The following is a 21,565-nucleotide window of genomic DNA, read 5'->3' on the forward strand; positions in this document are numbered from 1 at the left end:
GAGTCATTTATTTTGATTCATTAGTGTGTTGTTTTATCAAGAGAAGTGAATGTTTATCTAGTTTAAGTTAATAGTTTTTCACTACAGGCTTGTAAGGGTAAGTCTTATTATTCGCATGGATTTGTTAATCACTTGCTACAAATTGATACAATGTTGCAGTGCTAATATTTGCTTTATTATTTTCAGTAACTTTGCTTAATTTTAACAGATTCGACCTCTCTTTATTTTTTTTCTGGTAGTATAGGCAGGTTATAAGTAGTTTAAGCAGTGAACAAATATGTTAAGTCCTTATTATCAGCAACATGCTGATTATGTTTCAATCTCGCGTGAGCAAGGCTGTCGTTTCGCCAAGTTAGTGGCTGATGATTTCAATCCATTACACGATAAAGACGCTAAAAAGTTTTGTGTACCGGGCGATTTACTTTTTTCGCTGGTTTTAAACCGTTATGGCATAAGTGAAAAAATGGAATTCACATTTGCTGGTATGGTTGATGAAAATTCAAAGCTCACTTTCCCTGAAGGTGCTGATGAGTTTGCCATTACTGATGGCGAAAAAGTCATGCTAAAAGTGAAACGAGAAGGGGCTGTTAGCCAGTGCCCTGAGTTAACAAATAGCTTAATTAAAAATTATGTTGAGTTTTCAGGCACCACTTTCCCGCATGTGATCATTCCACTAATGGGTAAGCAAGACGTGATGATTAACCCCGCGCGCCCAATGGTGATTTACGAGTCAATGCTAATCAACCTTGACCGCCTAGATATCCGCTCACCTGAACTGCAGTTTGCTGAGCCTGATTTTGAATTTACAGGTAAGCGCGGCAAAATTACGCTTCGCTTCAACTTGTTAGAAAATGGCGAGAAAGTAGGTTCAGGTGAAAAGCACATGCTTGTTTCTGGCATTCGTGACTATTGCCAAGCAACCGTTGATGATTTAATTAGTTTTTACAATCAGCGCAAAGAATCATTAAAACCAGTGTGATTTTTTCGGTTGATAGAAAAGGCGCTAATTGCGCCTTTTTTGTTTATTGTGTTAAGCGTACAATAGCGCTTTTATAGTAAACGTACCTCATATCATGTCAGCAGCGACCTTTTCAGAGTTAAATCTTGCACCAGCGCTTTTAGAAGCATTGCAAGCCGAAAATTATCACACCCCAACGGCTATTCAAGCGCAAACTATTCCTCTTATTTTGGCTGGTGCTGATGTAATGGGCAGCGCACAAACGGGTACTGGTAAAACAGCAGCATTTGTTTTGCCTTTATTAGATAAGCTATTGTCCTTAGAAGCGCTACCAAGTGCCGTCAAAGTGCTTATTCTTACGCCAACCCGCGAACTTGCCCAGCAAGTTTTTGCAAGCGTAGAGCGCTACGCTGCGCACACTGATATCAAAGCCGCGCTTGCTTATGGCGGAGCTAGTATTGGTCCGCAAATTAAAGCCATTAAAGGGGCGCAGGTTGTAGTTGCAACGCCGGGACGCTTACTTGATCACCTGATCAAAGGCAGTATTAAACTCTCAAATATTAGCACCTTGGTATTTGATGAAGCTGATCGCATGCTTGATATGGGTTTTATTGATGAGATTAAACGCATCTTGCGTCATGTGCCAAAAGAGCGCCAAACCTTACTTTTTTCAGCCACATTTGATGACAGTGTTTTTAAACTCAGTAAGCAGTTATTGAATGATCCTAAATTAGTTGAAGTGAATAAGCGTAACTCAGCCGCGGTTGAAATTGAGCAGCTAGTTTATGCAGTTGATGAAGATCGTAAGCGAGAGTTAGTTTCTCATATGATTGGCATGAAAAATTGGCAGCAAGTACTGATCTTCACTCGCACTAAACAAACAGCTGATTTGCTCGCTAAAGAAATGTGTAAAGATGGCTTAAAAACAGAGTCTATCCATGGCGATAAAAGCCAAGGAGCGCGTGATAAAGCACTACAAAACTTTAAATCAGGTGCAACAAGGGTGCTGGTAGCAACGGATGTTGCGGCGCGTGGTCTTGATATTGCTTCACTAAAATATGTGATTAACTATGAGCTGCCTTATGTGGCTGAGGATTACGTACATCGCATTGGTCGCACAGGGCGTGCGGGCGAAAAAGGCGTTGCGATGTCATTAGTTAGCATAGATGAGCAGTGGTTACTGGACGAAATAGATATATTGCTCGACACAAGGCTCACGCCGCAGTGGTTACCAGGTTATGAGCCGGACTTAACAAAAGAGCCAAAACAGGTTCGTAAAAATACAAATAAAGCACGACGTTCCCGCGATAAAAAACGTATTTTAGGGCAAAAAAGTAGGAGACGTTCCTAAATTTGGCGTATATTTATACTATCCTCTGGCTAAAGATGAGAGTTTAGTATGTTAGAAGAGAATAAATGGACGTTTCGCCGCGCTGATAAGCAATTCTCCTTAGCAAAGTGGCAGAAAACAATAGATCTCATGACTGAGCTGTTTTCTGCACCCGCGGGCTTTATAGTCCACAAAACTGATAATGTTTATCGCATTATCGTCTCCAGTGAGCAGCAAGAAAACCCCTATGAGGCGGGGGCCGAGTTAAGTGCTGACGATAATATTTTCTGTAAAAAAGTACTGCGTGATATGGCACCGCTCTATGTTGATCATGCCAGTCAAGATAGTCAATGGGATGACAGCCCGCTGGTAAAAGATGGCTTTGAGTCTTATCTTGGAGTGCCTATTAGCTGGCCAAGTGGTGACCCGTTTGGTACTTTTTGCGTAATGGATTTTAAACAAACCCATTATCAACAGAGCTTTTTAGAATTGATAGAACAGCTTCGCGATATGGTCGAAGATGACCTTGCGCTTTTAGACAACTTCACACAGATGCGTGAAATTGCCATGCTCGATTCACTGACCAATATTTATAACCGCCGTGCAATAGACCTGCTTTGCCAACATAAATTAAATATATCGAAACGTCTTGGTTTTGATATTAGTTGTTTATTTATCGATATAAATAGCTTTAAACCACTCAATGATACGTATGACCATGAAGTGGGCGATCTCGCACTGATTTGTTTAGCCGACACCATGAAAGAATGCCTACGTGAAACCGATATTATCGGCCGCCTAGGGGGCGATGAGTTTATTGCCTTATTGCAAGTTCAGCCCGGTGATTGCATAGACAGTATCGCTGATAAGCTTAATACCGCTTTTCAGATAAATTTAGAAAAGCGGGGCATTCCTGTCACGAGTTTAAGTATTGGCTCAGGGGTAATAGCTCAGCCAAAAGAAAATTTTGCTGAGCTATTAAAGCGGGCAGATGAAGATATGTATGAGAAAAAGCAAGCCTCGAAGGCGGCACGCTAAGCTATTTGCTTCTCAGCTAGGTTTAATTCCATGATTGCTTTTAGTAAACGGTAAAGATTGATTGATGCATCAATTTCTTCTTTACGGTTAGTTAAGCTCTCAATATTTAAACCTAGCGGTACATCTAAATGTGCGCAGCTTTGTAAAATTAAGTCGAGATTTTCACGGCAGATACGCACTGATTCGCTTAAAGTATTTGCAGCATCGAGCATACGGTACTTAGTTGCCTCAGGTACAGAAATACCCAACCATTCCATAAACTCTAAAGTTTTTTCACCACCACAAGGGGTAAACGTTAAAATAATGCGTTTTGGTGTTGTGCCTTGTGCTTTACAGCTGCGAGCATAACTGGTGATCAAGTCTATTGTCGCTTGGGCATTATAGACGGCTTGCGAAATAAAAAATTGACAGCCTTGCTGTGTTTTTTTAAGTAGTCTTTCATGTTCATTTCGCTTGCTCGCATGGCGCTCAGCAATCGTAACACCACCTAAAAATACATCACTATTTTGCTCTGCTAAGGTTTTGTATGCATCAGGTAGGCTTAATTTGATATCACCATCAGATGATGGACTACCGACTAGCACTAAGTTTTTTAACTCAAACTCATTACGAGTTTCGTTTAGCCATTCGGTAAATTCAGCTTCGCCACGCTGGGCAACACTTTTATAGGTGATAACATCTTGCTGAGATAAGTTACGTAATAACTTAGAATACTCACGCGGGTCGACAGTCTCTTTGAATGGGAAAGGGCGCGGAATCGCTGTACGGCTGCTTTCATCTTGAATGTCATAAATGATTACACCATCGTATTCAATTTCGTGTAAACGACCAAGAAGCTTTTGCGCAATAGTTTCTAATGTGGCTTTATCTGTGCCTGATTTTGGCGGTGTAGTACCAATTAGGTAGACGCCTTGATTGGTGTCTTCAATTTTCTCTTGTAGTGACAAAGCCATAATCCTCATTCCAGCTCGTGCTCATGTCTATGACAAACAATATAGCAGCCATTTAGACGTCTAGATAGATTTTTTTCATGAAAGTTTTTCAATGACTATGAATTTTACTCATATTGAAAGCCGAGCGTTTCGCTAAATTGACACACCTGTTTACATAAATTATTGCACTGGCTCTCATATTTTCTGGCACTTTGATGCATAATCAATCAGCAATGATCATGAAAAAAATAACTAACAAGGGAACATTATGAAATTTAGATTACTAGCAACCAGTGTTGCTGTAACGCTAGCACTAAGTGGCTGCGCGAGTAATTCACAGTCAACTATGGTTAAAGAAGTCGAAATTGAGCAGCTAGCAAGCCAAGACGATAGTCGTGTATTCAGCCAAGACTACCTTTTAGAAGAGCTTGATAATGGCCTTCGCGTGATGGTGGTAAAAACCGATTACCCAGATGTAGTTTCACTGCAAATTCCGGTATCGGTAGGTTCACGTAACGAAGTTGAAGCAGGTAAAACCGGTTTTGCACACTTCTTTGAGCATATGATGTTTAAAGGCTCTGAAAAATTCCCGCAAGATGTGTATTCAGATATTTTAAAGAATTCAGGTGTTGATAATCGCGCGTACACGACCAACGATTACACTAACTATCACTTAAACTTTTCAAAAGAGCACTTAGACAAAGTACTCGAAATCGAAGCCGATATTTTCCAAAACCTCACATACAGTGAAGAACAGTTCCGCACTGAAGCGCTTACTGTTAAAGGTGAGTATCTAAAGAATAATGCCAGCCCAATTCGCAAGTTACTTTCTGCTGTTCGTAACGAAGCATTCGAAAAGCACACGTATAAGCATACCACGATGGGCTTTTTTGAAGACATTGAAGCTATGCCTGATCAAATGGCATATGGTAAAGAGTTTTTCGCTAAATTTTATAAACCAGAGTATGTATCTTTAGTCATTGTTGGTGATGTTGATCCACAAGAAACCATGGCAATGGTGAAAAAGCATTGGGGTAACTGGAAAAAGGGCGATTACCAAGCAGAAATTCCTGTTGAGCCAAAACAACAAGCTGCAAAATATGTACATGAAAAAAATGATGGTTTACCAGGTCACTGGTTGCTTGTGTCTTACAAAGGCACGGCATGGGATCCAACCCAAAAAGACCGTGCAGCCCTTGATTTAATCTCGCAGCTTTATTTCTCTAACAACTCGGCACTTTATCAAGAGCTAGTTGTTGATAAACAAATTGCTAGCCAAATGTTTACCTATAACCCAGATACTAAAGATCCGGGTTTATTACATGTGTTTGTAAAAGTCGAAAACGAAGCGGACCTTGCTAAAGCCCGTGATGCGATTAACCGTACTTATGCACAAGCACGTACTGAGTTAGTTGATGCACAAAAGTTAGCGGATTTAAAATCAAACCTTAAATACAGCTTTATTAATGGTCTTGATTCATCGCAGTCAATTGCGTCAACGCTTGCAAGCTACATGCATTTTGAGCGCGACCCTGAGGTTATTAACCAACTGTACGCAACTGCTGATAGCATCACTCCTGAAGATATCAAAGCGGTAGCAAACAAGTATTTTGTTGATTCAAGCCGCACTACTGTGACAATGTCGGCGCTTGATAAAGTGGCTGGTTTTGAACAAGAGGTTGATTTAAACGCGCTGGTTGCAAGTATTGAACAAGCCCCAACAGAACGTCACTTTAAAGTACTTGATAAAACAAATAGCTCACCTTTAGTTGATGTTAACTGGTTATTTAATACCGGTGCAGCGGCTGATCCACAAGGTAAAAAAGGTTTAGCTGCACTCACTGCTGCGATGATAGCGCAAGGTGGCTCAGAAACTATGAGCTATAAAGATATTCAAAAAGCCTTATACCCATTGGCGGGAAGCTTTGGCTATCAAATCGATAAAGAAATGATTTCAATACGTGGCCGTGTGCACAAAGACAATGCAGCGAAGTGGTATGCACTTGTTAGCGACCAGTTGTTAAACCCTGGCTTTAGAGAAGATGATTTCAAGCGTCTGAAAAAAGAGCTTATCGATAGCATTAAAGCAGGCCTTAAAGCATCAAATGACGAAGAGTTAGGTAAAGAAGTGCTTTATCATCAGCTTTATAAAGGTCACCCATACGAAAGCTATAACTATGGTGATTTATCAGACCTTGAAGCGTTGACACTTGACGATGTGAAAGCGTTTTATGCTAAGCAGTTTACTCAATCAAAATTAACGGTTGGTTTAATTGGTGCTATTCCAAGTGAAGTTAAATCAGCAATGATGAAAGATTTAACATCGCTTCCACAAGGTAAAGAAAGCCGCTTAATGATCCCAGATGCACCAGCGCTAAAAGGTCATCATGCGACTATTGTTGAAAAATCAGCGCAATCTACCGCTGTATCATTTGGTTTCCCAATCGATACTATTCGTAGCAGCGATGACTGGACAGCGCTTTGGTTAGTTCGCTCTTACTTTGGCGAACACCGCAGCTCAAACAGCTTCTTGTATCAGCGCATTCGTCAAACACGTGGTATGAACTATGGTGACTACGCGTATATTGAGTACTTCCCGCGTGGTATGTTCCAAACAAAACCTGATGCTAATTTAGGTCGTTCAGAGCAAATTTTCCAAGTATGGTTACGTCCGCTTCGTTCTAACAACGATGCGCACTTTGCAACGCGTACAGCGTTATTTGAGCTTGATAAGCTAATTAAAAATGGCATCAGCAAAGAAGATTTTGAAGCGACTCGTAACTTCTTAATTAACTTTGTGCCACAAATGGTTGCAAGCCAAGATCGCCAATTAGGCTATGCGCTTGATAGTGAGTTCTACAACACTGAGAGCTTTGTTGACTATGTGCGCGGCAAGCTTGAAAAGCTAACCCTTGATGATGTTAACCGTGTTATTCGCGATAACCTGCAAACTGAGAATATTCACTATGTGTTTATTACCGGTGATGGCAAAGACATGCAAAAACGCCTAGCCTCAGAGCAAACATCACCTATGGTGTATAACGCTGAAAAACCAGCAGAGCTTGTTGCTGAAGACAAACTGATTGCTGACTATAAACTTGCGATACCTGCAAAAAATATCAGCGTACTTGATGTTGAAAAGGTATTCCAATAACCGCTATTCAATGCCCCTAGTTAGGGGCATTTTGCTCACAATGTCAGTTTGTGTTTGTGCAACAACTAGCTTGTTTCGACCTGTTTCTTTTGCTTGATAAAGGGCTTTGTCAGCCATGTCAATTAACGTGGTCGCATTGTCTAAAAAACCAGGCACTAAAGTTGCTAAACCAATACTTACGGTTAGTTGTTGATTATGCAACTCTTCAATATGTAGCTCGGTTAATTGCGTCATAAACCGAGAGAGTAGTTGATAGGCCTGCTCGCTATGTGTGTTACCCAAAACTAATACAAATTCTTCTCCCCCGTATCTTGCACATAAATCACTGGGTCTGCGGGCAAATTGTGTAAGCAAGTTTGCTAGACTTTTTAAGCAAATATCGCCGACTAAATGGCCAAAGTTATCATTAAGCAACTTGAAATGGTCAAGATCAATCATGGCTATAGAAATGGGCTGTTTTAAACGTAAACAGCGACTCCATTCTTGTTCAAAGAAATTGTCGAAATGGCGACGATTCGCAAGTTGAGTAAGGCCGTCAATGTGCGCGAGCATTTTTAATTGCTGTTCTGCTCGCATTCTTTCAGTAATGTTTAAGTGACTAATAACGACATAGCGCTGTGATTGATATTCTAGTGGTACTGCACGCATCAAAAACCAGCGGCTTTCAGTATCACTGTGGCAAGGGTATTCTAAATAGTATTCTTGCTGTTGACTGTTGATGACTTTTTGTAGGCCTGCGAGTGCTTTTATACCAAATTCATCACCTTGTTTTGCAGCTGATTCACAAATTGCTAAATAGTTTTGTTGGCGCCACTGCACGTCACAACTGCAATTATTATCTTGGCCAAAAGTCTGCCAACTGCGATTAACAAAGATGATATCACCTAGTTCATTGATAACTACGATATGCTCAGAGATGCTATCGAGTATTAATTTTAAGAATTCTTTTGACTCAACCACATTATTACCCAGCCAATACCACTTATGTAAGATTAGCAACAAATGATAAGTTTTCACTGTTATGGTCGTAAAAAATAATCCTAAATAGCTAGCTTTTCTGTGCTGCTGCTTTTTAAGAATATATGGATACGTCTGATAATAGCGAGGAAGGTGGCAAAACGTATTTTAGAAAATTACGTCGTTTTGGGATGCAGCTTCGTGTCAGAATCAAGCCCGAGGCTCAACTCTGACAGAGAACTTATTAAAATAAAGAGGCAATTTTCACGGCAATGCCGCACAATATTGCTACTTTCATGAAGGCTATAAGTGTTGCATAGCCACGTTGTTCCTTGGTCATTGGCTGCTCCTAAAAAATAACTAATACCGTCGCCATACCAAGAGCAAAACTAATAAACGAAGAAGCCGCTACGATTGCAGCGAGATTTTGCTTACTCACTGCGTGTGTTGCGCTTTGTTCAGATACATCGTCATCGAGTTTAATTAGCTCACCTTGGCGTACTTCAAATACTGCGCATAGGCTCATGGTGGTTTCTTTTGATGCCGCACCTTCTTTTTCAACTCGCTGAATGGTACGTAGGCTTACATCACAGGCATCGGCCAATTGCTGCTGCGTCCAATCGAATTTAAGTCTAAGCGTCTTGATTGTATTGGGATTCAGCTGCATCAGTTACTTCCCAAGAAACGGTTCAATGAAAGTAACGACTGCGTAACCAAATATTGCACCACCAATAAAACAGCCTAAGGTAACCATAGCCACTTGTTTTGGGTTATCAGTAAGCGCGGTTTGTGTGCTTTGTTTTACTAATTTACCAGCTTTGTAAAACGAACATTCAAGCTTGCCTGTGAGTATGCTTTGCATCTCAAAATCGACAGCATAAGCAGTATCTTGGTAGTTAAAGTCGTGATGACTTTTAAAGCCGAAGCTGCGCTTTTCACTAACCAATTCGTCGTTTACATATATTTGTTCTTTACCGCTCATGATGTGACCAAAGCATGCGATTTGGTTATCACCATCTTGAAAGTAAAATTTATAACCTAGTTTATGTGAGTTTAGTACGTCGTTTTTCATCATCGTTTCCTTGTTAAGTTGATGATGTAAATTTAATGATTATTTTTGTTTTTTACGCCGTCAGCGATATGCCAGTGCCTATTTTGGCATATGACAGGTAAGATGTCATATCTGTTTTGTTATTGAAATATAAGAAGTTTAATTTAACTGTTGGCTTCAGCTCTGAGTTTGCTTCTGTCATATGAGATAGCCTTAAAACTCCCTTAAAATGAGCAAAAAGTGGTTTTGCTACTCTGGTTATTAGATATAACCAGAACAAATAAACAACGGGTTAGTACATCTTGCTACAAATCCGTTAAACTTAAGCCTTAGCAGTTAGGTACAACCAGAAAGGCAATATTATGCGTCATGAAATTTGGCAAAAGCTCCGTGAAGAAGCAAACGAAGTCGTTTCCCGTGAACCGCTTTTAGCAAGTCACGTTTATTCGTGTGTGTTAAATCATGAATGTTTAGGTTCAGCGCTGAGTTTTATTGTTGCTAATAAACTCGCTGATGCGGTGGTTTCGGCGTTTACTATTCGTGAATTATTCGACCAAGCCTTTGTTAAATGTGACTTAATGCTAACGCATGTTGCTCATGACATAAAAGCAGTTAAAGATCGCGACCCTGCAGCCGATAGTTACTTAACTGTCATTCTTAATCTAAAAGGCTTCCATGCAATTCAGGCTCATCGACTCGCAAACTGCTTATGGCAACAAAACCGAAAAGAGCTTGCTCGCTTCATTCAAAGTAGAACCTCAGAGGTTTTTGGCGTTGATATCCATCCTGCTTGTAAAGTTGGCCATGGTATTATGTTTGACCATGCAACTGGGATTGTAATTGGTGAAACAGCGGTTATCGAAGATAACGTATCGATTCTTCAATCAGTAACCTTAGGTGGTACAGGTAACGAGCAAGGTGATCGCCACCCTAAAATTCGTGCCGGCGTATTAATTGGCGCGGGTGCAAAAGTACTGGGTAACATCGAAGTAGGTGAGGGGGCGCGTATTGGTGCCAATTCTGTGGTGCTGAGTGCGGTTCCAGCACACACTACGGTTGTTGGTGTACCAGCTAAAGTTGTGGGTAAACCAAGCTGCCCTTGCCCAGCAGAAAGCATGAACCAAAACTTTTTAGATGATGGTACGACTACCGCTAGTAATGCATCGCACACCAGTGCTATGTTGTAGTTTTACACCAATAAAGTGCAATGGAATTGTCTAAATTATCTTTTGGATTAGCTGTTATAGCGTCATTTATTTGTGGCGCTGTAACCATGTCATTTTTTCAACCTGACCCACAGCATCAGCCGCAAACTTATCAGCAAGAATTTGTTGAAATGCAAACAATGGAAGCCCCTGAGCAGCAAGCCACTGCTGTAGCGCCTGTTATTAAAAAACAAGTCGCTGAAGTTAATTCAGTAGCTGTTAGCGAAAGCGAGCTTGAGCAACAAGTCGCAGAGCTGAAGTTACAAGTCGAAAACCAACAAGCGGTGATTGCCAGTTACCGTTCAAGTGCGATACCTCCGCAGCAAATCAACTCACATCTAGAGGATCTTTATACTTTATTAGAAGAGCAATCTCGAGATGAGGCGTGGGCTTACCAAATTGAAACAGCCATGAGCGACTTTTTAATTATGGCAGACTTACCCGTGCAGCCAGAATTGAGTATCTCTAGATGCAAAAGCTCAGTTTGTCAGTTTAAACTGCTGCAACCAGAGGGGGTTGATGAGTTGCCAAGCCATTATTGGCGTAACATGACCGATAAAATGGTGGAGCAAAGCTGGTGGAAGCAATTTAAATTTACTTCCACCACCTCAAGTGACGATAGCCTAACCATTATTGCAAGCACGGAGTAATTTTATACAACTTTTGATTGCAGTTGACCATCGGCAAGTTCAGTAGTTATAAGCTCACCAGAACTTACATCGTTAACCGATTTCACCACCCCACCTTGTTGGTTTTTAGTAATGCTGTAACCACGCGCCAACACACTGAGCGGGCTCACAGAATCTAAACGACTCGCCTGTAATGAAAGCTTGTTTCGAGAACCTGAAAGCTGTTGTTGCATTGCCTGTGTAAGCCTAGCATGTAATTGCGCCAGCTGATGCTCGCTCTTAGCTAACTGCTTTTCAGGAGAACGTTGCATTAAGCGTGGTGTTAAGTTAGCAAGTACTCGCTCATATCGCTGAATTTTACTATTCATCGCGCCGTGTAAGGCTAAACTTAGCTCATCTAATTTTTGCGCTTGTTGATTGAGTTGATTACGCGGATGACAAAGCTGTAAGCGGTGCTCAAATTGCGTTGCGGTACTGCGTTTTACTGCCAATGAATGTTTAAAGGCATGATTTAAGTGTCTAACTAACTGCTTAACTTTGTTGTGCAGCTCTTCGCTGTTTGGGCTAACAAGCTCCGCAGCAGCTGAAGGAGTGGCTGCGCGAATATCGGCGACATAATCACTAATCGTGGTATCGACCTCGTGACCAACGGCGCTAACGATGGGTAAGTGACTTGCAAAAATGGCACGAGCCAATTGCTCATGGTTAAAGCACCACAAATCTTCGAGTGAGCCACCACCGCGACCTAATATAAGAACATCTACTTCGTTACGCTGGTTGGCGATGTTTATTTTTTCTATTAGTTGGCTATGGGCATCTGCACCTTGCACCATTGCTGGGTAAATCACGACTTCAAGCTGCGGAGCGCGGCGTTTTAATACAGTAAGAATATCGCGAATAGCAGCCCCTGTGGCAGAGGTGATCACCCCAACACGATTTATATTGGTTGGTAATGGCTTTTTGTGGGCTGAGCTAAATAGACCTTCTGCAGCTAAGCGCATTTTAAGGGCGTCAAATTCTTGTTTTAATAAGCCTTCACCGGCAGGGGCCATGTGTTCAACAATCAGCTGATAATCACCGCGGGGCTCATACAATGACACGCGAGCGCGAACGGTCACTTGTGCACCATTGCTCGGGCGGAACGTTTGACCGCGATTATTGCCACGCCACATCGCTGCTTTTACTTGTGCTCGGTCGTCTTTTAAAGTGAAGTACCAATGTCCTGAGGCTGGGGCAATAAAGTTAGAAATTTCGCCGTTTAATACCAGCGACGAAAAGCCTTGCTCTAAAACATGACGAATTTCTTTATTTAGTCGCGAGACTGTATAAACAGGCTGTGTTGATTGCATGAAAGCCATTAAAAACCCCAGTAAAAAAATCTGTGTGTACTTTAACACAAATAAATGAATAATTTTATTTACTCGTGCCAACAACGCTGATAAAATTTGGCCGCAATTCCTTATACTCAGATCCACATGTGAGAAGTTGCACTATGCTAAGAATCGCTAAAGAAGCTCTTACCTTTGACGACGTACTTTTAGTACCAGGTCATTCTACTGTTTTGCCACACACGGCAAATATTTCAACTCGTTTAACGCGTGGTATCAATCTTAACTTGCCGCTAGTTTCAGCATCTATGGATACTGTTACAGAAGCTCGCTTAGCGATTGCTTTAGCGCAAGAAGGCGGGTTAGGTTTCATCCACAAAAACATGACAATTGAAGAGCAAGCTAAAAACGTACGTAAAGTAAAAACGTACGAAGCAGGTATTGTTTCTTTCCCTGTTACTGTGACTGCGGATCTTACAATTGCTGATGCTATCGCGCTTTCAGAAGAAAAAGGTTTTTCAGGTTTCCCTGTAACCGATGCTGACAATAACCTTGTAGGTATTGTAACAAGCCGTGATATGCGTTTTGAAACTAAGCTTGAACAGCCAGTTTCTACAGTAATGACGAAAAAAGAATCGTTAGTTACTGTAAAAGAAGGTGCAGACCGTGATGAGATTTTAGGTCTAATGCACGAGCACCGTATCGAAAAAATTCTTGTTGTTGATGATGCATTTAAATTAAAAGGCATGATCACTGTAAAAGATTATCAAAAAGCACAAGACAAGCCACACGCATGTAAAGATGAGCAAGGTCGTCTTCGTGTAGGTGCCGCTGTTGGTGTTGGTCCAGGTACTGACGAGCGTATCGCAGCCCTTGTTGAAGCAGGTGTTGACGTATTACTTATCGATACATCACATGGCCACTCACAAGGTGTAATCGACCGTGTTGCTCAAACACGTCAAACATACCCAGATTTACAAATCGTAGCAGGTAACGTTGCAACAGCTGAAGGTGCGATTGCTCTTGCTGATGCAGGTGTTGACGCTGTTAAGGTAGGTATTGGCCCTGGTTCTATTTGTACTACTCGTATCGTAACAGGTTGTGGTGTACCACAAATTACGGCTATTTCTGACGCAGTTGAAGGCTTAAAAGGCCGCGATATTCCTGTTATCGCTGACGGTGGTATTCGTTTCTCTGGTGACATCGTAAAAGCACTTGTTGCCGGTGCATCATGTGTAATGGTGGGGTCAATGTTAGCGGGTACTGAAGAAGCACCGGGTGAAGTTGAGCTATACCAAGGTCGTTACTACAAGTCTTACCGTGGTATGGGTAGCCTTGGCGCTATGAACCAAAAAGAAGGTTCATCAGACCGTTACTTCCAAAAATCGAACGAAGCAGACAAGCTTGTTCCTGAAGGTATCGAAGGCCGTGTTGCTTATAAAGGTCCTATCGCGACAATCATTCACCAACAGGTGGGCGGTCTTCGCAGCGCAATGGGCTTAACGGGCTGTGCAACAATTGAAGAGTTAAATACTAAACCTCAATTTGTTCGCGTTACTTCAGCTGGTATGGGTGAGTCACACGTTCACGACGTGCAAATTACCAAAGAAGCGCCAAACTACCGCTTAGGTTAATTACCTTAAGGTATTGAAATTACATGGGCTAGCATTTGCTAGCCCTAATTTATTGATCATCTCCCTTTTTGGGAGCAGTTCCTGACTAACGAGATACTCCATGAGCAAAGACATTCACGATTCACGAATTCTCATTTTAGATTTTGGTTCGCAATACACACAGTTAATCGCACGTCGTATACGTGAGATTGGTGTTTACTGTGAGTTATGGGCATGGGATGTAACTGAAGAGCAAATCCGCGAATTTAATCCACAAGGTATTATTTTGTCGGGTGGCCCTGAGTCTACAACACTTGAAAACAGCCCACGTGCTCCTGAGTATGTATTTAACGCAGGCGTTCCAGTACTTGGTATCTGTTACGGTATGCAAACAATGGCAACGCAACTGGGTGGTAGCGTACACAGCTCTGATAAGAAAGAGTTTGGTTATGCGCAAGTTGAGAAAGTAGGTAACTGTGCGTTATTCGATGCTATCGAAGACCACATTACTGACGGCGGTGCTGGCGTACTAGACGTTTGGATGAGCCACGGCGATAAAGTAATGGAAATTCCAGATACTTTCAAAACTACTGCTAAAACATCAACATGTCCACATGCTGCAATGTCTTGGGAAGAAAAGCGTTTCTACGGCGTACAGTTCCACCCAGAAGTAACTCACACTCATCAAGGTCAACGTTTACTTGAGCGTTTTGCAATTGATATCTGTGGCTGTGAAAAGCTATGGACACCAGCTAAAATTATCGATGATGCTATCGAGCGTATTAAAGAAACTGTGGGTGACGACGAAGTTATCTTAGGCTTATCAGGTGGTGTTGATTCATCTGTTGTAGCTATGCTTATTCACCGTGCAATCGGCGACAAGTTAACGTGTGTATTCGTTGATAACGGTCTACTTCGTTTAAACGAAGGTCAGCAAGTTATGGACATGTTTGGCAACAAGTTTGGCCTAAACATTGTTAAAGTAGATGCTGAAGATCAATTCTTAGCAGACTTAGCTGGTAAGTCAGACCCAGAAGATAAGCGTAAAGCGATTGGTCATACTTTCATTAAAGTATTTGACGAGCAAGCTAAAAAGCTGAAAAGCGCTAAATGGTTAGGTCAAGGTACTATCTACCCAGACGTAATCGAATCTGCTGCATCAGCAACAGGCAAAGCACACGTAATCAAATCTCACCACAACGTAGGTGGTTTACCAGACGACATGGAAATGGGTCTTGTAGAGCCATTACGTGAGCTATTCAAAGATGAAGTACGTAAAATTGGCCTTGAGCTTGGTCTACCTTACGACATGCTTTACCGTCACCCATTCCCGGGTCCTGGTTTAGGTGTTCGTGTACTTGGTGAAATCAAGAAAGAGTACTGTGACTTACTACGTCGCGCAGATGCTATCTTCATCGAAGAGCTACACAAAGCTGAGCTTTACCACAAAGTAAGCCAAGCATTCACTGTATTCTTACCAGTTAAATCGGTAGGTGTAATGGGTGATGCGCGTAAATACGACTGGGTTGTATCACTGCGTTGTGTTGAAACAATCGACTTTATGACGGCACGTTGGTCACACTTACCTTATGAGTTCTTAGGTGTGGTTTCTAACCGTATCATCAACGAAATCGATGGTATCTCACGTGTTGTTTACGATATTTCAGGTAAACCACCGGCAACAATCGAATGGGAATAGGGCTAGCTCAAAAGAGCTAATAAAGCCTTAAGCCAATAAAAAATGCCAGTCAGTTTTACTGACTGGCATTTTTTTATAGGGATAATGACTGTTGGTTTTCAGAAATCAGCAAATCCAGAAATCGACAACAGCTCTAACTCTGCATAAGCGTGCCAAATCTGAGTAAATAGCCAACCAAAGAGGCTGAACACAGCACACATTTGTGCTGATAAGAGTTTGTGATTAAGTGACAAGGTCTTCCTGTTAACACTTTTGTCAGCCATGAAGCTTAAACTCTCGTGACAAATGTGACGTTTAATGAGTTAGCACCAATAGCTATTTAGTCTTCGATTACACAGAATATGTGACACAGTACGAGTTTTTTTGCTGAGCTGCAGATACTTCATAACAGTTTCCATCTTGGCGCAAAGAAAATGGAGAAGTATCGATAGCCCACCGTTTAAATTTTGTGCGCGTTGTAGTCAGCCTGTTAAATATTTAAGGTTAAACAAGCGTACCTTTCGAGCCATGTGGTTCAGAGCGCAAATATTGAGGCGGAGCCTGAACCTGAGCACCTAGCGCAACGGCAGCTTGCCAAGGCCAATGCGGATTAAAAAGCACAGAGCGACCTAATGCAACCAAATCAGCATCCCCTTGTTTCAGCGCTTCTTCAGCCTGCTGAGGCTCAGTGATTAAGCCTACACCTATTACCGGTATTGTAACTTGTTGGCGAATGGCACTAGCAAACGGAAGCTGATACCCTGGTTTTACATCAATGGATTGCTGCGGCGAAAGCCCACCACTGGAAACATGCAGATAGTCACAACCCAGCTGTTCTAGTTGCTGACCAAACACAATCGATTGCTCAACATCCCAACCGTCATCAACCCAGTCAGTTGCCGAGAGACGAACTCCAACAGGGACTGAAGAAGGGATGGCTTTACGCACAGCTTCAAATACTTCAAGAGGAAAGCGTAGGCGATTTTCCAGCGAACCACCATATTGGTCCTGCCTTTGGTTACTTAGTGGAGAAAGAAATTGGTGGAGTAGGTAACCATGCGCCGCATGGATTTCTATTAGATCAATTCCTACACGTACTGCACGAATTGCGCTGTCAACAAACGCCTGTTTAATACGCGCAAGACCCGCTAAGTCGAGTGACTCTGGTGTTTCGTCTTGCTCATTGAAGCCCAACGCGGAAGGAGCAACTGTTTGCCAGCCACCTTCATCCATCGTCAATTTATGACCTCCCTGCCATGGCACATGACAAGAAGCCTTTCGCCCGGCATGACCAAGCTGAATACCTATACGAATGGGAGACCAGGCGCGAACATCAGACAAAACACTGTCTAATGCGGCTTCTGTCGCGTCATCCCACAGTCCTAAATCTCCCGCTGAAATACGGCCAATAGGTTCAACAGCTGTGGCCTCCAAAATTAGCAATCCAGCGCCAGACGTTGCCAGCGAACCATAGTGCATGCGGTGCCAGGAGCTAGCCTGTCCAGATTCAGCGGAGTATTGACACATTGGTGCGATAACTATGTGGTTTGTAAGATTGAGCTCTCCGATTTTCGCGGCACTAAATAATTGGCTCATTTTAACCTCTCAATGTTGTTTTCAGCAGAATGCCATAGGATGGCCTCACCCCCAATTTTTCTGAGCAAAGTAGGGGAGGCTGAATTCCTCCTGCTGGTACCTATTTTTTGTATTTGCTTATTCAGTTGTTATTGCTGAATAGCATGAATATGAAATGTGATTACTGTGTCTATTAATCATAAGGTTAAAGTGGTCATCACATGTTCCTTTTTCAAGGGCGGTTACTGTTGATACTCAATAAATTGCGAATAAGTAACATTGGCTTTAATTTTAGTTAATTAATGGCTTCCTATTTTCTCATGCCTTGTGCATTTCAATATTCAAAGCGACGAGTCGCAAAAAATCAAAACGGCGAATTAGCGTGCTAATTCGCCGTTTTGTTTATTTAAGAAGCAGTTAAACTAAAAACTGTGTTTTTTTACTTTACCTTTGAAAAAAGCTCTATATAATTCGTCGTCATTGCAGGGGCGTAGTTCCAATTGGTAGAACAGCGGTCTCCAAAACCGACGGTTGGGAGTTCGAATCTCTCCGCCCCTGCCATTTCTTCCTGCTTTACTTTAATCGCAAATCTTCCTATATTACTTGCTCTTAATCATGATTGAGTTGTTATGAATCCAAGTTACGCTGCGATATTCTCTGTACAATCACTCGAGTTAAAACAACATTATCGAACTGTGCCTGAAACTCAGGATGAACAAGTCACTGTAACAGCACAAGCACCTTTAGTACTTCCACTGCAGCTACATCAAGATCTTGAAAAAGCGTTTGCTCCAATAGTGATCACACAGGTAGTAAAAGCTGAGAATATTAGCTGGCAGGATGGCTGTTTAGCCTTGCCGAGTGAGAAGCTCACAGCTGAGCAGAAAAAACAACTTTGGTCTTTAATTGGTGAACAACTTGATAAGCTTTAAACCTGTAGATGCAACCTATATTAGCCAGTTAATGGCTATTGAAAGTGCCTGTCATAGTCATCCGTGGACAGAAAAGACCATGCTGTCGTGTTTAGCTGGTCGCTATTTTAACCTTGCAGCCTTTAGTGATGATGAAATGCTTGGCTTTTACATCGGTGAACAAGCAGGGCCAGACTTTACTCTAATGGATATTTGTGTAGCGCCAGCGTATCAAGGGCAGGGTATTGCAAAACAATTATTAAACGCATTTATTGAGCATGGTGAGCAATACCAAGCAGAGAACTTATTTTTAGAAGTACGAGAATCAAACAAACCTGCAATTGGTTTGTACGAGAGTGCAGGCTTTAGCTCAATGTCAGTGCGTAAAAACTACTACCCAACTGCGACAGGTAATGAAGATGCTATTTTGATGGGGCTAACTTTAAGGCTTTAGTTAAGCGGCCTCTTTTAGGGCACTAATGAGTGCTTCATAACAGTCTGCAACTTGTGCCATTTGGTTCGTGCTCAATGCCATTTCTAGTTGACCTGCCGTTTTGTGGATTTCTTCAAAGCTAAAACACCCTGCGCTGCCTTTAATACTGTGTGCAAGAGATCGTAATGCCTCCCACTCTTTTGCACGATACAGTCGTACCACTTGGCTTAAATAATCAGGCAGTTTAGAACGGTAGTTATCATTGATCTGTTGGAATTTCTCACTTTTCAGTAAGTTTTCCCATTTATTTTGACTGTCTTTTTCAATATTTAAGTAGCTAACTAGTACTTTCTCGAGAGCGTGTTTATCGATTGGTTTAGCCAGTGCCTCATCGCAACCAGCTTCTAAATAAGTATCAACGTCATTTTTCATAACGTTTGCTGTTAAGGCTATGATAGGGCCATCGTATGCAGCATGACGGAGCATTTGCGTTGCTTCTAATCCACCCATTACTGGCATTTGCATATCCATGATAATCAACTGATAGTCATTAACCAGAGCCATTTCTACGGCTTCAGCGCCGTTTTTCGCAATGTCAGGTTCGAGCCCCCAAGTTTGTAGCAATAGTTTTATCAATAATTGATTATCTGGATTATCCTCAGCCACTAAAATATGAGCATCAAAACTATTTTCAGCGAAGGATAATTGTGTATCTGAACCCGGAGACAATTGTTCGTAGTTGTGAATAAACGCATTACGTTGTAATTGTTCAGGGTTTAAATGACAGGCCACTTGCACGGTAAAGCTACTACCTTTACCTAGCTCGCTGACAAGCTTTACATCTCCCCCTAATAGCTGAGCCAAGTTCTTTGAAATACATAAACCTAGGCCTGTTCCACCAAATCGACGAGTTGTTGTGGCATCGGCTTGTTCGAACGGTTTAAATACTCGCTCAACTTCACGCTCAGACATACCAATTCCGGTATCTTCAATGACAAACTCTAATAGCTGTCGCTCATCGTTATAGTGAATATCAAGCGAGATAAAGCCTTGCTCAGTAAATTTAACGGCATTGCTAGCAATGTTTATTAATATTTGTTTTAAGCGTGTGGTATCACTGTTAATGCTTTGAGGAATTGGTAAGTTGTAATTAATATTAAACTGCAGTTGCTTTTGATTCGCTAATGGACGAATGATTGAATCAATATCATGAATTAATTGAACAACCGAGCAAGGGCTTCGTTCGACAGCCAGTTTTTCTGCTTCAATTTTAGATAAATCGAGAATGTTATTTATGAGCTCTAAAAGGTGTTTAGAGTTTCGCAAAATTGTACTTAAATGCTGCTCATCATTCACCGCATCTTTGTTGTGTAGCAGTTGCTCAGTAAAACCCATGATTGCGGTAAGTGGGGTGCGAATTTCATGGCTCATATTTGCTAAAAAGCGGCTCTTTAATTGGTTTGCTTGTTCAGCTTGGGCAATAGCCACTTCAAGTTTGTTATTCATAGCTTCAAGCGCTTTAGTTCGGCTTTCTACTTTTTCTTCAAGGTGGTGTTTGTACTCTTCGAGTTCATCTTGGTAGTCACGAATTTGATTTACCATGTGATTAAAATCGTTAAATAAGACACCCACTTCATCGTTAGTATGCGCAGGTAAATAAACTGATAAGTCACCATCACCTACTCGGTGACTTGCAGCACCTAATAATTCGACAGGGGTTAACAGTAAATTACGAACAACGATATAAATTAAAATTGGTAACGAGATCACTGAGATAATTACAATCAGTGCAGTTATTAAGCTAATTGCTTTACCTGACTGATAGAGTAAATCTTTGGGAGTTGTTGAAATGAAATAGTCGCCGTCCGTCATTTGCACAGCGTAGATAATTCGCTCTTCTTTATCGATACTTGATAATTCAATATCGGCCAGTTTTCCGTAATCAGCTAATCTCTTTATTTGCTCGAGCTCATATTCACTTAAGTAGTTGCCGCGCAGGTCATAATCAGAGCTAAATAAAATTTGCCCTTTAGTAGTTAAGAATAAATTTAGGGTGTTATTAAATGGGGCTTCTAAAATACTGGCGTTTAAAATAGATGGCTCAACATGTACCACAATAAAGCCAAGCTGCTGAGGCTGTTTTAGGTAGTAATCAATGTTATAAATTGGATGCACAAAATAGAGGCTGGTCGAACCGTCTTCTTTGGGGATCATAAATTGCTGTTGACGCAGGTTTGATTTGAGTACTTGTTTGAAAAACGGGTAGCTCTTTGGCGCTGGAGTCAATTGGCTTGAATAAAAAGCGTCACTTTTGCCGTCTGGGGCAACATAATTAATACTAATTATATCTGGGTAAGCTTCTGAATAACTGGCAAATACATTCATTAATTCGCCAAGTCGCTCGATATATTGATTTTTAGAGCCCGGCTCTCGAGACAAAAAGTCGGCAAGTACTGGAGACGTTGATAATAAACGCGTAATAGAATGAAACGAGTCTATGTAGTTGAAGATCTTCTGTTGTTGTTGTTCAACAAAGCGACTCACAATCAGCTCAGCTTGTTTTTTTGTTGAATTGGTCACATTGGTTAACGTAAAGCCACCTAAAAACAACAAAGGTAAAATCACTAATGGGGTGATATACCATAATAATCGAATACTGAGCTTACTGGTTTTCATGACCTAAATTAATATCCTCCGTGCAATTTATCCATAGTATGCGTTACAACTTGATTACACAAGCTTAGCAAAAAAGTGAACAACGAAAATCCCTAAC

At 41.5% G+C, this 21,565-nt stretch carries 17 protein-coding genes and 1 tRNA gene; 11 read left to right on the forward strand and 7 right to left on the reverse strand.

Going from position 1 to position 21,565, the window contains the following annotated elements:
- The first annotated feature begins 277 nt into the window (after positions 1 to 277).
- From L1267_RS14740 to L1267_RS14750, 3 genes are all read left to right on the forward strand, one after another.
- Complete coding sequence (locus L1267_RS14740) at positions 278 to 979, forward strand: DUF3581 domain-containing protein (RefSeq protein ID WP_235383276.1); 702 nt, start codon at positions 278 to 280, stop codon at positions 977 to 979.
- Between the two features lie 94 nt (positions 980 to 1,073).
- Positions 1,074 to 2,309 carry a DEAD/DEAH box helicase gene (locus L1267_RS14745; RefSeq protein WP_235383277.1) on the forward strand — a complete coding sequence of 412 codons (1,236 nt, stop codon included), beginning with the start codon at positions 1,074 to 1,076 and terminating at the stop codon, positions 2,307 to 2,309.
- A gap of 48 nt (positions 2,310 to 2,357) precedes the next feature.
- Positions 2,358 to 3,326, forward strand: a complete 969-nt coding sequence (locus tag L1267_RS14750) for a sensor domain-containing diguanylate cyclase (protein ID WP_235383278.1) — start codon at positions 2,358 to 2,360, stop codon at positions 3,324 to 3,326.
- Here L1267_RS14750 and L1267_RS14755 read toward each other — a convergent pair.
- The gene (locus L1267_RS14755) at positions 3,323 to 4,279 is read right to left on the reverse strand and encodes a methylenetetrahydrofolate reductase (RefSeq protein ID WP_235383279.1); all 957 of its coding nucleotides are present in this window, start codon (positions 4,277 to 4,279) and stop codon (positions 3,323 to 3,325) included. The genes L1267_RS14750 and L1267_RS14755 overlap by 4 nt on opposite strands.
- Before the next feature lie 247 nt (positions 4,280 to 4,526).
- Between L1267_RS14755 and L1267_RS14760 the strand changes: the two genes are divergently transcribed.
- Complete coding sequence (locus L1267_RS14760; protein WP_138558360.1) at positions 4,527 to 7,412, forward strand: M16 family metallopeptidase; 2,886 nt, start codon at positions 4,527 to 4,529, stop codon at positions 7,410 to 7,412.
- A gap of 3 nt (positions 7,413 to 7,415) precedes the next feature.
- Here the strand turns inward: L1267_RS14760 and L1267_RS14765 are convergent, their stop codons facing one another.
- The 3 genes from L1267_RS14765 to L1267_RS14775 all read right to left on the reverse strand — a co-directional run bounded on the left by L1267_RS14765 (position 7,416) and on the right by L1267_RS14775 (position 9,441).
- The gene (locus tag L1267_RS14765) at positions 7,416 to 8,429 is read right to left on the reverse strand and encodes a sensor domain-containing diguanylate cyclase (RefSeq protein ID WP_235383280.1); all 1,014 of its coding nucleotides are present in this window, start codon (positions 8,427 to 8,429) and stop codon (positions 7,416 to 7,418) included.
- A gap of 289 nt (positions 8,430 to 8,718) precedes the next feature.
- Positions 8,719 to 9,036, reverse strand: a complete 318-nt coding sequence (locus tag L1267_RS14770; protein WP_135925951.1) for a helix-turn-helix transcriptional regulator — start codon at positions 9,034 to 9,036, stop codon at positions 8,719 to 8,721.
- Positions 9,037 to 9,039: 3 nt separating this feature from the next.
- Positions 9,040 to 9,441 carry a hypothetical protein gene (locus tag L1267_RS14775; protein ID WP_235383281.1) on the reverse strand — a complete coding sequence of 134 codons (402 nt, stop codon included), beginning with the start codon at positions 9,439 to 9,441 and terminating at the stop codon, positions 9,040 to 9,042.
- A gap of 341 nt (positions 9,442 to 9,782) precedes the next feature.
- Here L1267_RS14775 and cysE point away from each other — a divergent pair, with 341 nt between their 5' ends.
- Both cysE and L1267_RS14785 read left to right on the forward strand, forming a co-directional pair.
- A complete protein-coding gene (gene cysE, locus L1267_RS14780) occupies positions 9,783 to 10,607 on the forward strand; it encodes a serine O-acetyltransferase (protein ID WP_135925949.1) in 825 nt (274 codons plus the stop codon).
- Between the two features lie 86 nt (positions 10,608 to 10,693).
- Entirely contained in the window at positions 10,694 to 11,275 is a 582-nt protein-coding gene (locus L1267_RS14785) for a hypothetical protein (protein ID WP_138558359.1), read from the forward strand.
- A 2-nt stretch (positions 11,276 to 11,277) separates the two neighbouring features.
- On the opposite strand, the gene xseA is transcribed toward L1267_RS14785, so the two are convergent.
- Entirely contained in the window at positions 11,278 to 12,612 is a 1,335-nt protein-coding gene (gene xseA, locus L1267_RS14790) for an exodeoxyribonuclease VII large subunit (protein ID WP_442960565.1), read from the reverse strand.
- 134 nt (positions 12,613 to 12,746) lie between these two features.
- Between xseA and guaB the strand changes: the two genes are divergently transcribed.
- Both guaB and guaA read left to right on the forward strand, forming a co-directional pair.
- Entirely contained in the window at positions 12,747 to 14,216 is a 1,470-nt protein-coding gene (gene guaB, locus L1267_RS14795) for an IMP dehydrogenase (RefSeq protein ID WP_235383282.1), read from the forward strand.
- 100 nt (positions 14,217 to 14,316) lie between these two features.
- The gene (gene guaA / locus L1267_RS14800; RefSeq protein WP_135925945.1) at positions 14,317 to 15,894 is read left to right on the forward strand and encodes a glutamine-hydrolyzing GMP synthase; all 1,578 of its coding nucleotides are present in this window, start codon (positions 14,317 to 14,319) and stop codon (positions 15,892 to 15,894) included.
- Positions 15,895 to 16,377: 483 nt separating this feature from the next.
- Here guaA and L1267_RS14805 read toward each other — a convergent pair whose 3' ends face one another.
- A complete protein-coding gene (locus L1267_RS14805; RefSeq protein ID WP_235383283.1) occupies positions 16,378 to 17,469 on the reverse strand; it encodes an NADH:flavin oxidoreductase/NADH oxidase in 1,092 nt (363 codons plus the stop codon).
- Between the two features lie 463 nt (positions 17,470 to 17,932).
- On the opposite strand from L1267_RS14805, the gene L1267_RS14810 reads away from it, so the two are divergent.
- From L1267_RS14810 to rimI, 3 genes are all read left to right on the forward strand, one after another.
- Positions 17,933 to 18,009, forward strand: a tRNA-Trp gene (locus tag L1267_RS14810).
- A 68-nt stretch (positions 18,010 to 18,077) separates the two neighbouring features.
- Entirely contained in the window at positions 18,078 to 18,380 is a 303-nt protein-coding gene (locus L1267_RS14815) for a hypothetical protein (protein ID WP_135925943.1), read from the forward strand.
- Entirely contained in the window at positions 18,367 to 18,813 is a 447-nt protein-coding gene (gene rimI / locus L1267_RS14820; protein WP_235383284.1) for a ribosomal protein S18-alanine N-acetyltransferase, read from the forward strand. Before L1267_RS14815 ends, rimI begins: the two co-directional genes overlap by 14 nt.
- Here rimI and L1267_RS14825 read toward each other — a convergent pair whose 3' ends face one another.
- Entirely contained in the window at positions 18,814 to 21,468 is a 2,655-nt protein-coding gene (locus L1267_RS14825) for an ATP-binding protein (protein ID WP_235383285.1), read from the reverse strand.
- Positions 21,469 to 21,565 lie beyond the last annotated feature (97 nt).

It is taken from the genome of Pseudoalteromonas sp. OFAV1, from assembly GCF_021532595.1.
In the GTDB taxonomy this organism is placed as follows: Bacteria; Pseudomonadota; Gammaproteobacteria; order Enterobacterales; family Alteromonadaceae; genus Pseudoalteromonas; species Pseudoalteromonas lipolytica_C.

What these genes read in the sequence shown, in the direction of transcription:
- L1267_RS14740 (WP_235383276.1), top strand. Translation starts at nt 278, where the DNA reads ATGTTAAGTCCTTATTATCAGCAACATGCTGATTATGTTTCAATCTCG.
- L1267_RS14745 (WP_235383277.1), top strand. Translation starts at nt 1,074, where the DNA reads ATGTCAGCAGCGACCTTTTCAGAGTTAAATCTTGCACCAGCGCTTTTA.
- L1267_RS14750 (WP_235383278.1), top strand. Translation starts at nt 2,358, where the DNA reads ATGTTAGAAGAGAATAAATGGACGTTTCGCCGCGCTGATAAGCAATTC.
- L1267_RS14755 (WP_235383279.1), bottom strand. Translation starts at nt 4,279, where the DNA reads ATGGCTTTGTCACTACAAGAGAAAATTGAAGACACCAATCAAGGCGTC.
- L1267_RS14760 (WP_138558360.1), top strand. Translation starts at nt 4,527, where the DNA reads ATGAAATTTAGATTACTAGCAACCAGTGTTGCTGTAACGCTAGCACTA.
- L1267_RS14770 (WP_135925951.1), bottom strand. Translation starts at nt 9,036, where the DNA reads ATGCAGCTGAATCCCAATACAATCAAGACGCTTAGACTTAAATTCGAT.
- L1267_RS14775 (WP_235383281.1), bottom strand. Translation starts at nt 9,441, where the DNA reads ATGAAAAACGACGTACTAAACTCACATAAACTAGGTTATAAATTTTAC.
- cysE (WP_135925949.1), top strand. Translation starts at nt 9,783, where the DNA reads ATGCGTCATGAAATTTGGCAAAAGCTCCGTGAAGAAGCAAACGAAGTC.
- L1267_RS14785 (WP_138558359.1), top strand. Translation starts at nt 10,694, where the DNA reads ATGTCATTTTTTCAACCTGACCCACAGCATCAGCCGCAAACTTATCAG.
- xseA (WP_442960565.1), bottom strand. Translation starts at nt 12,612, where the DNA reads ATGGCTTTCATGCAATCAACACAGCCTGTTTATACAGTCTCGCGACTA.
- guaB (WP_235383282.1), top strand. Translation starts at nt 12,747, where the DNA reads ATGCTAAGAATCGCTAAAGAAGCTCTTACCTTTGACGACGTACTTTTA.
- guaA (WP_135925945.1), top strand. Translation starts at nt 14,317, where the DNA reads ATGAGCAAAGACATTCACGATTCACGAATTCTCATTTTAGATTTTGGT.
- L1267_RS14805 (WP_235383283.1), bottom strand. Translation starts at nt 17,469, where the DNA reads ATGAGCCAATTATTTAGTGCCGCGAAAATCGGAGAGCTCAATCTTACA.
- L1267_RS14815 (WP_135925943.1), top strand. Translation starts at nt 18,078, where the DNA reads ATGAATCCAAGTTACGCTGCGATATTCTCTGTACAATCACTCGAGTTA.
- L1267_RS14825 (WP_235383285.1), bottom strand. Translation starts at nt 21,468, where the DNA reads ATGAAAACCAGTAAGCTCAGTATTCGATTATTATGGTATATCACCCCA.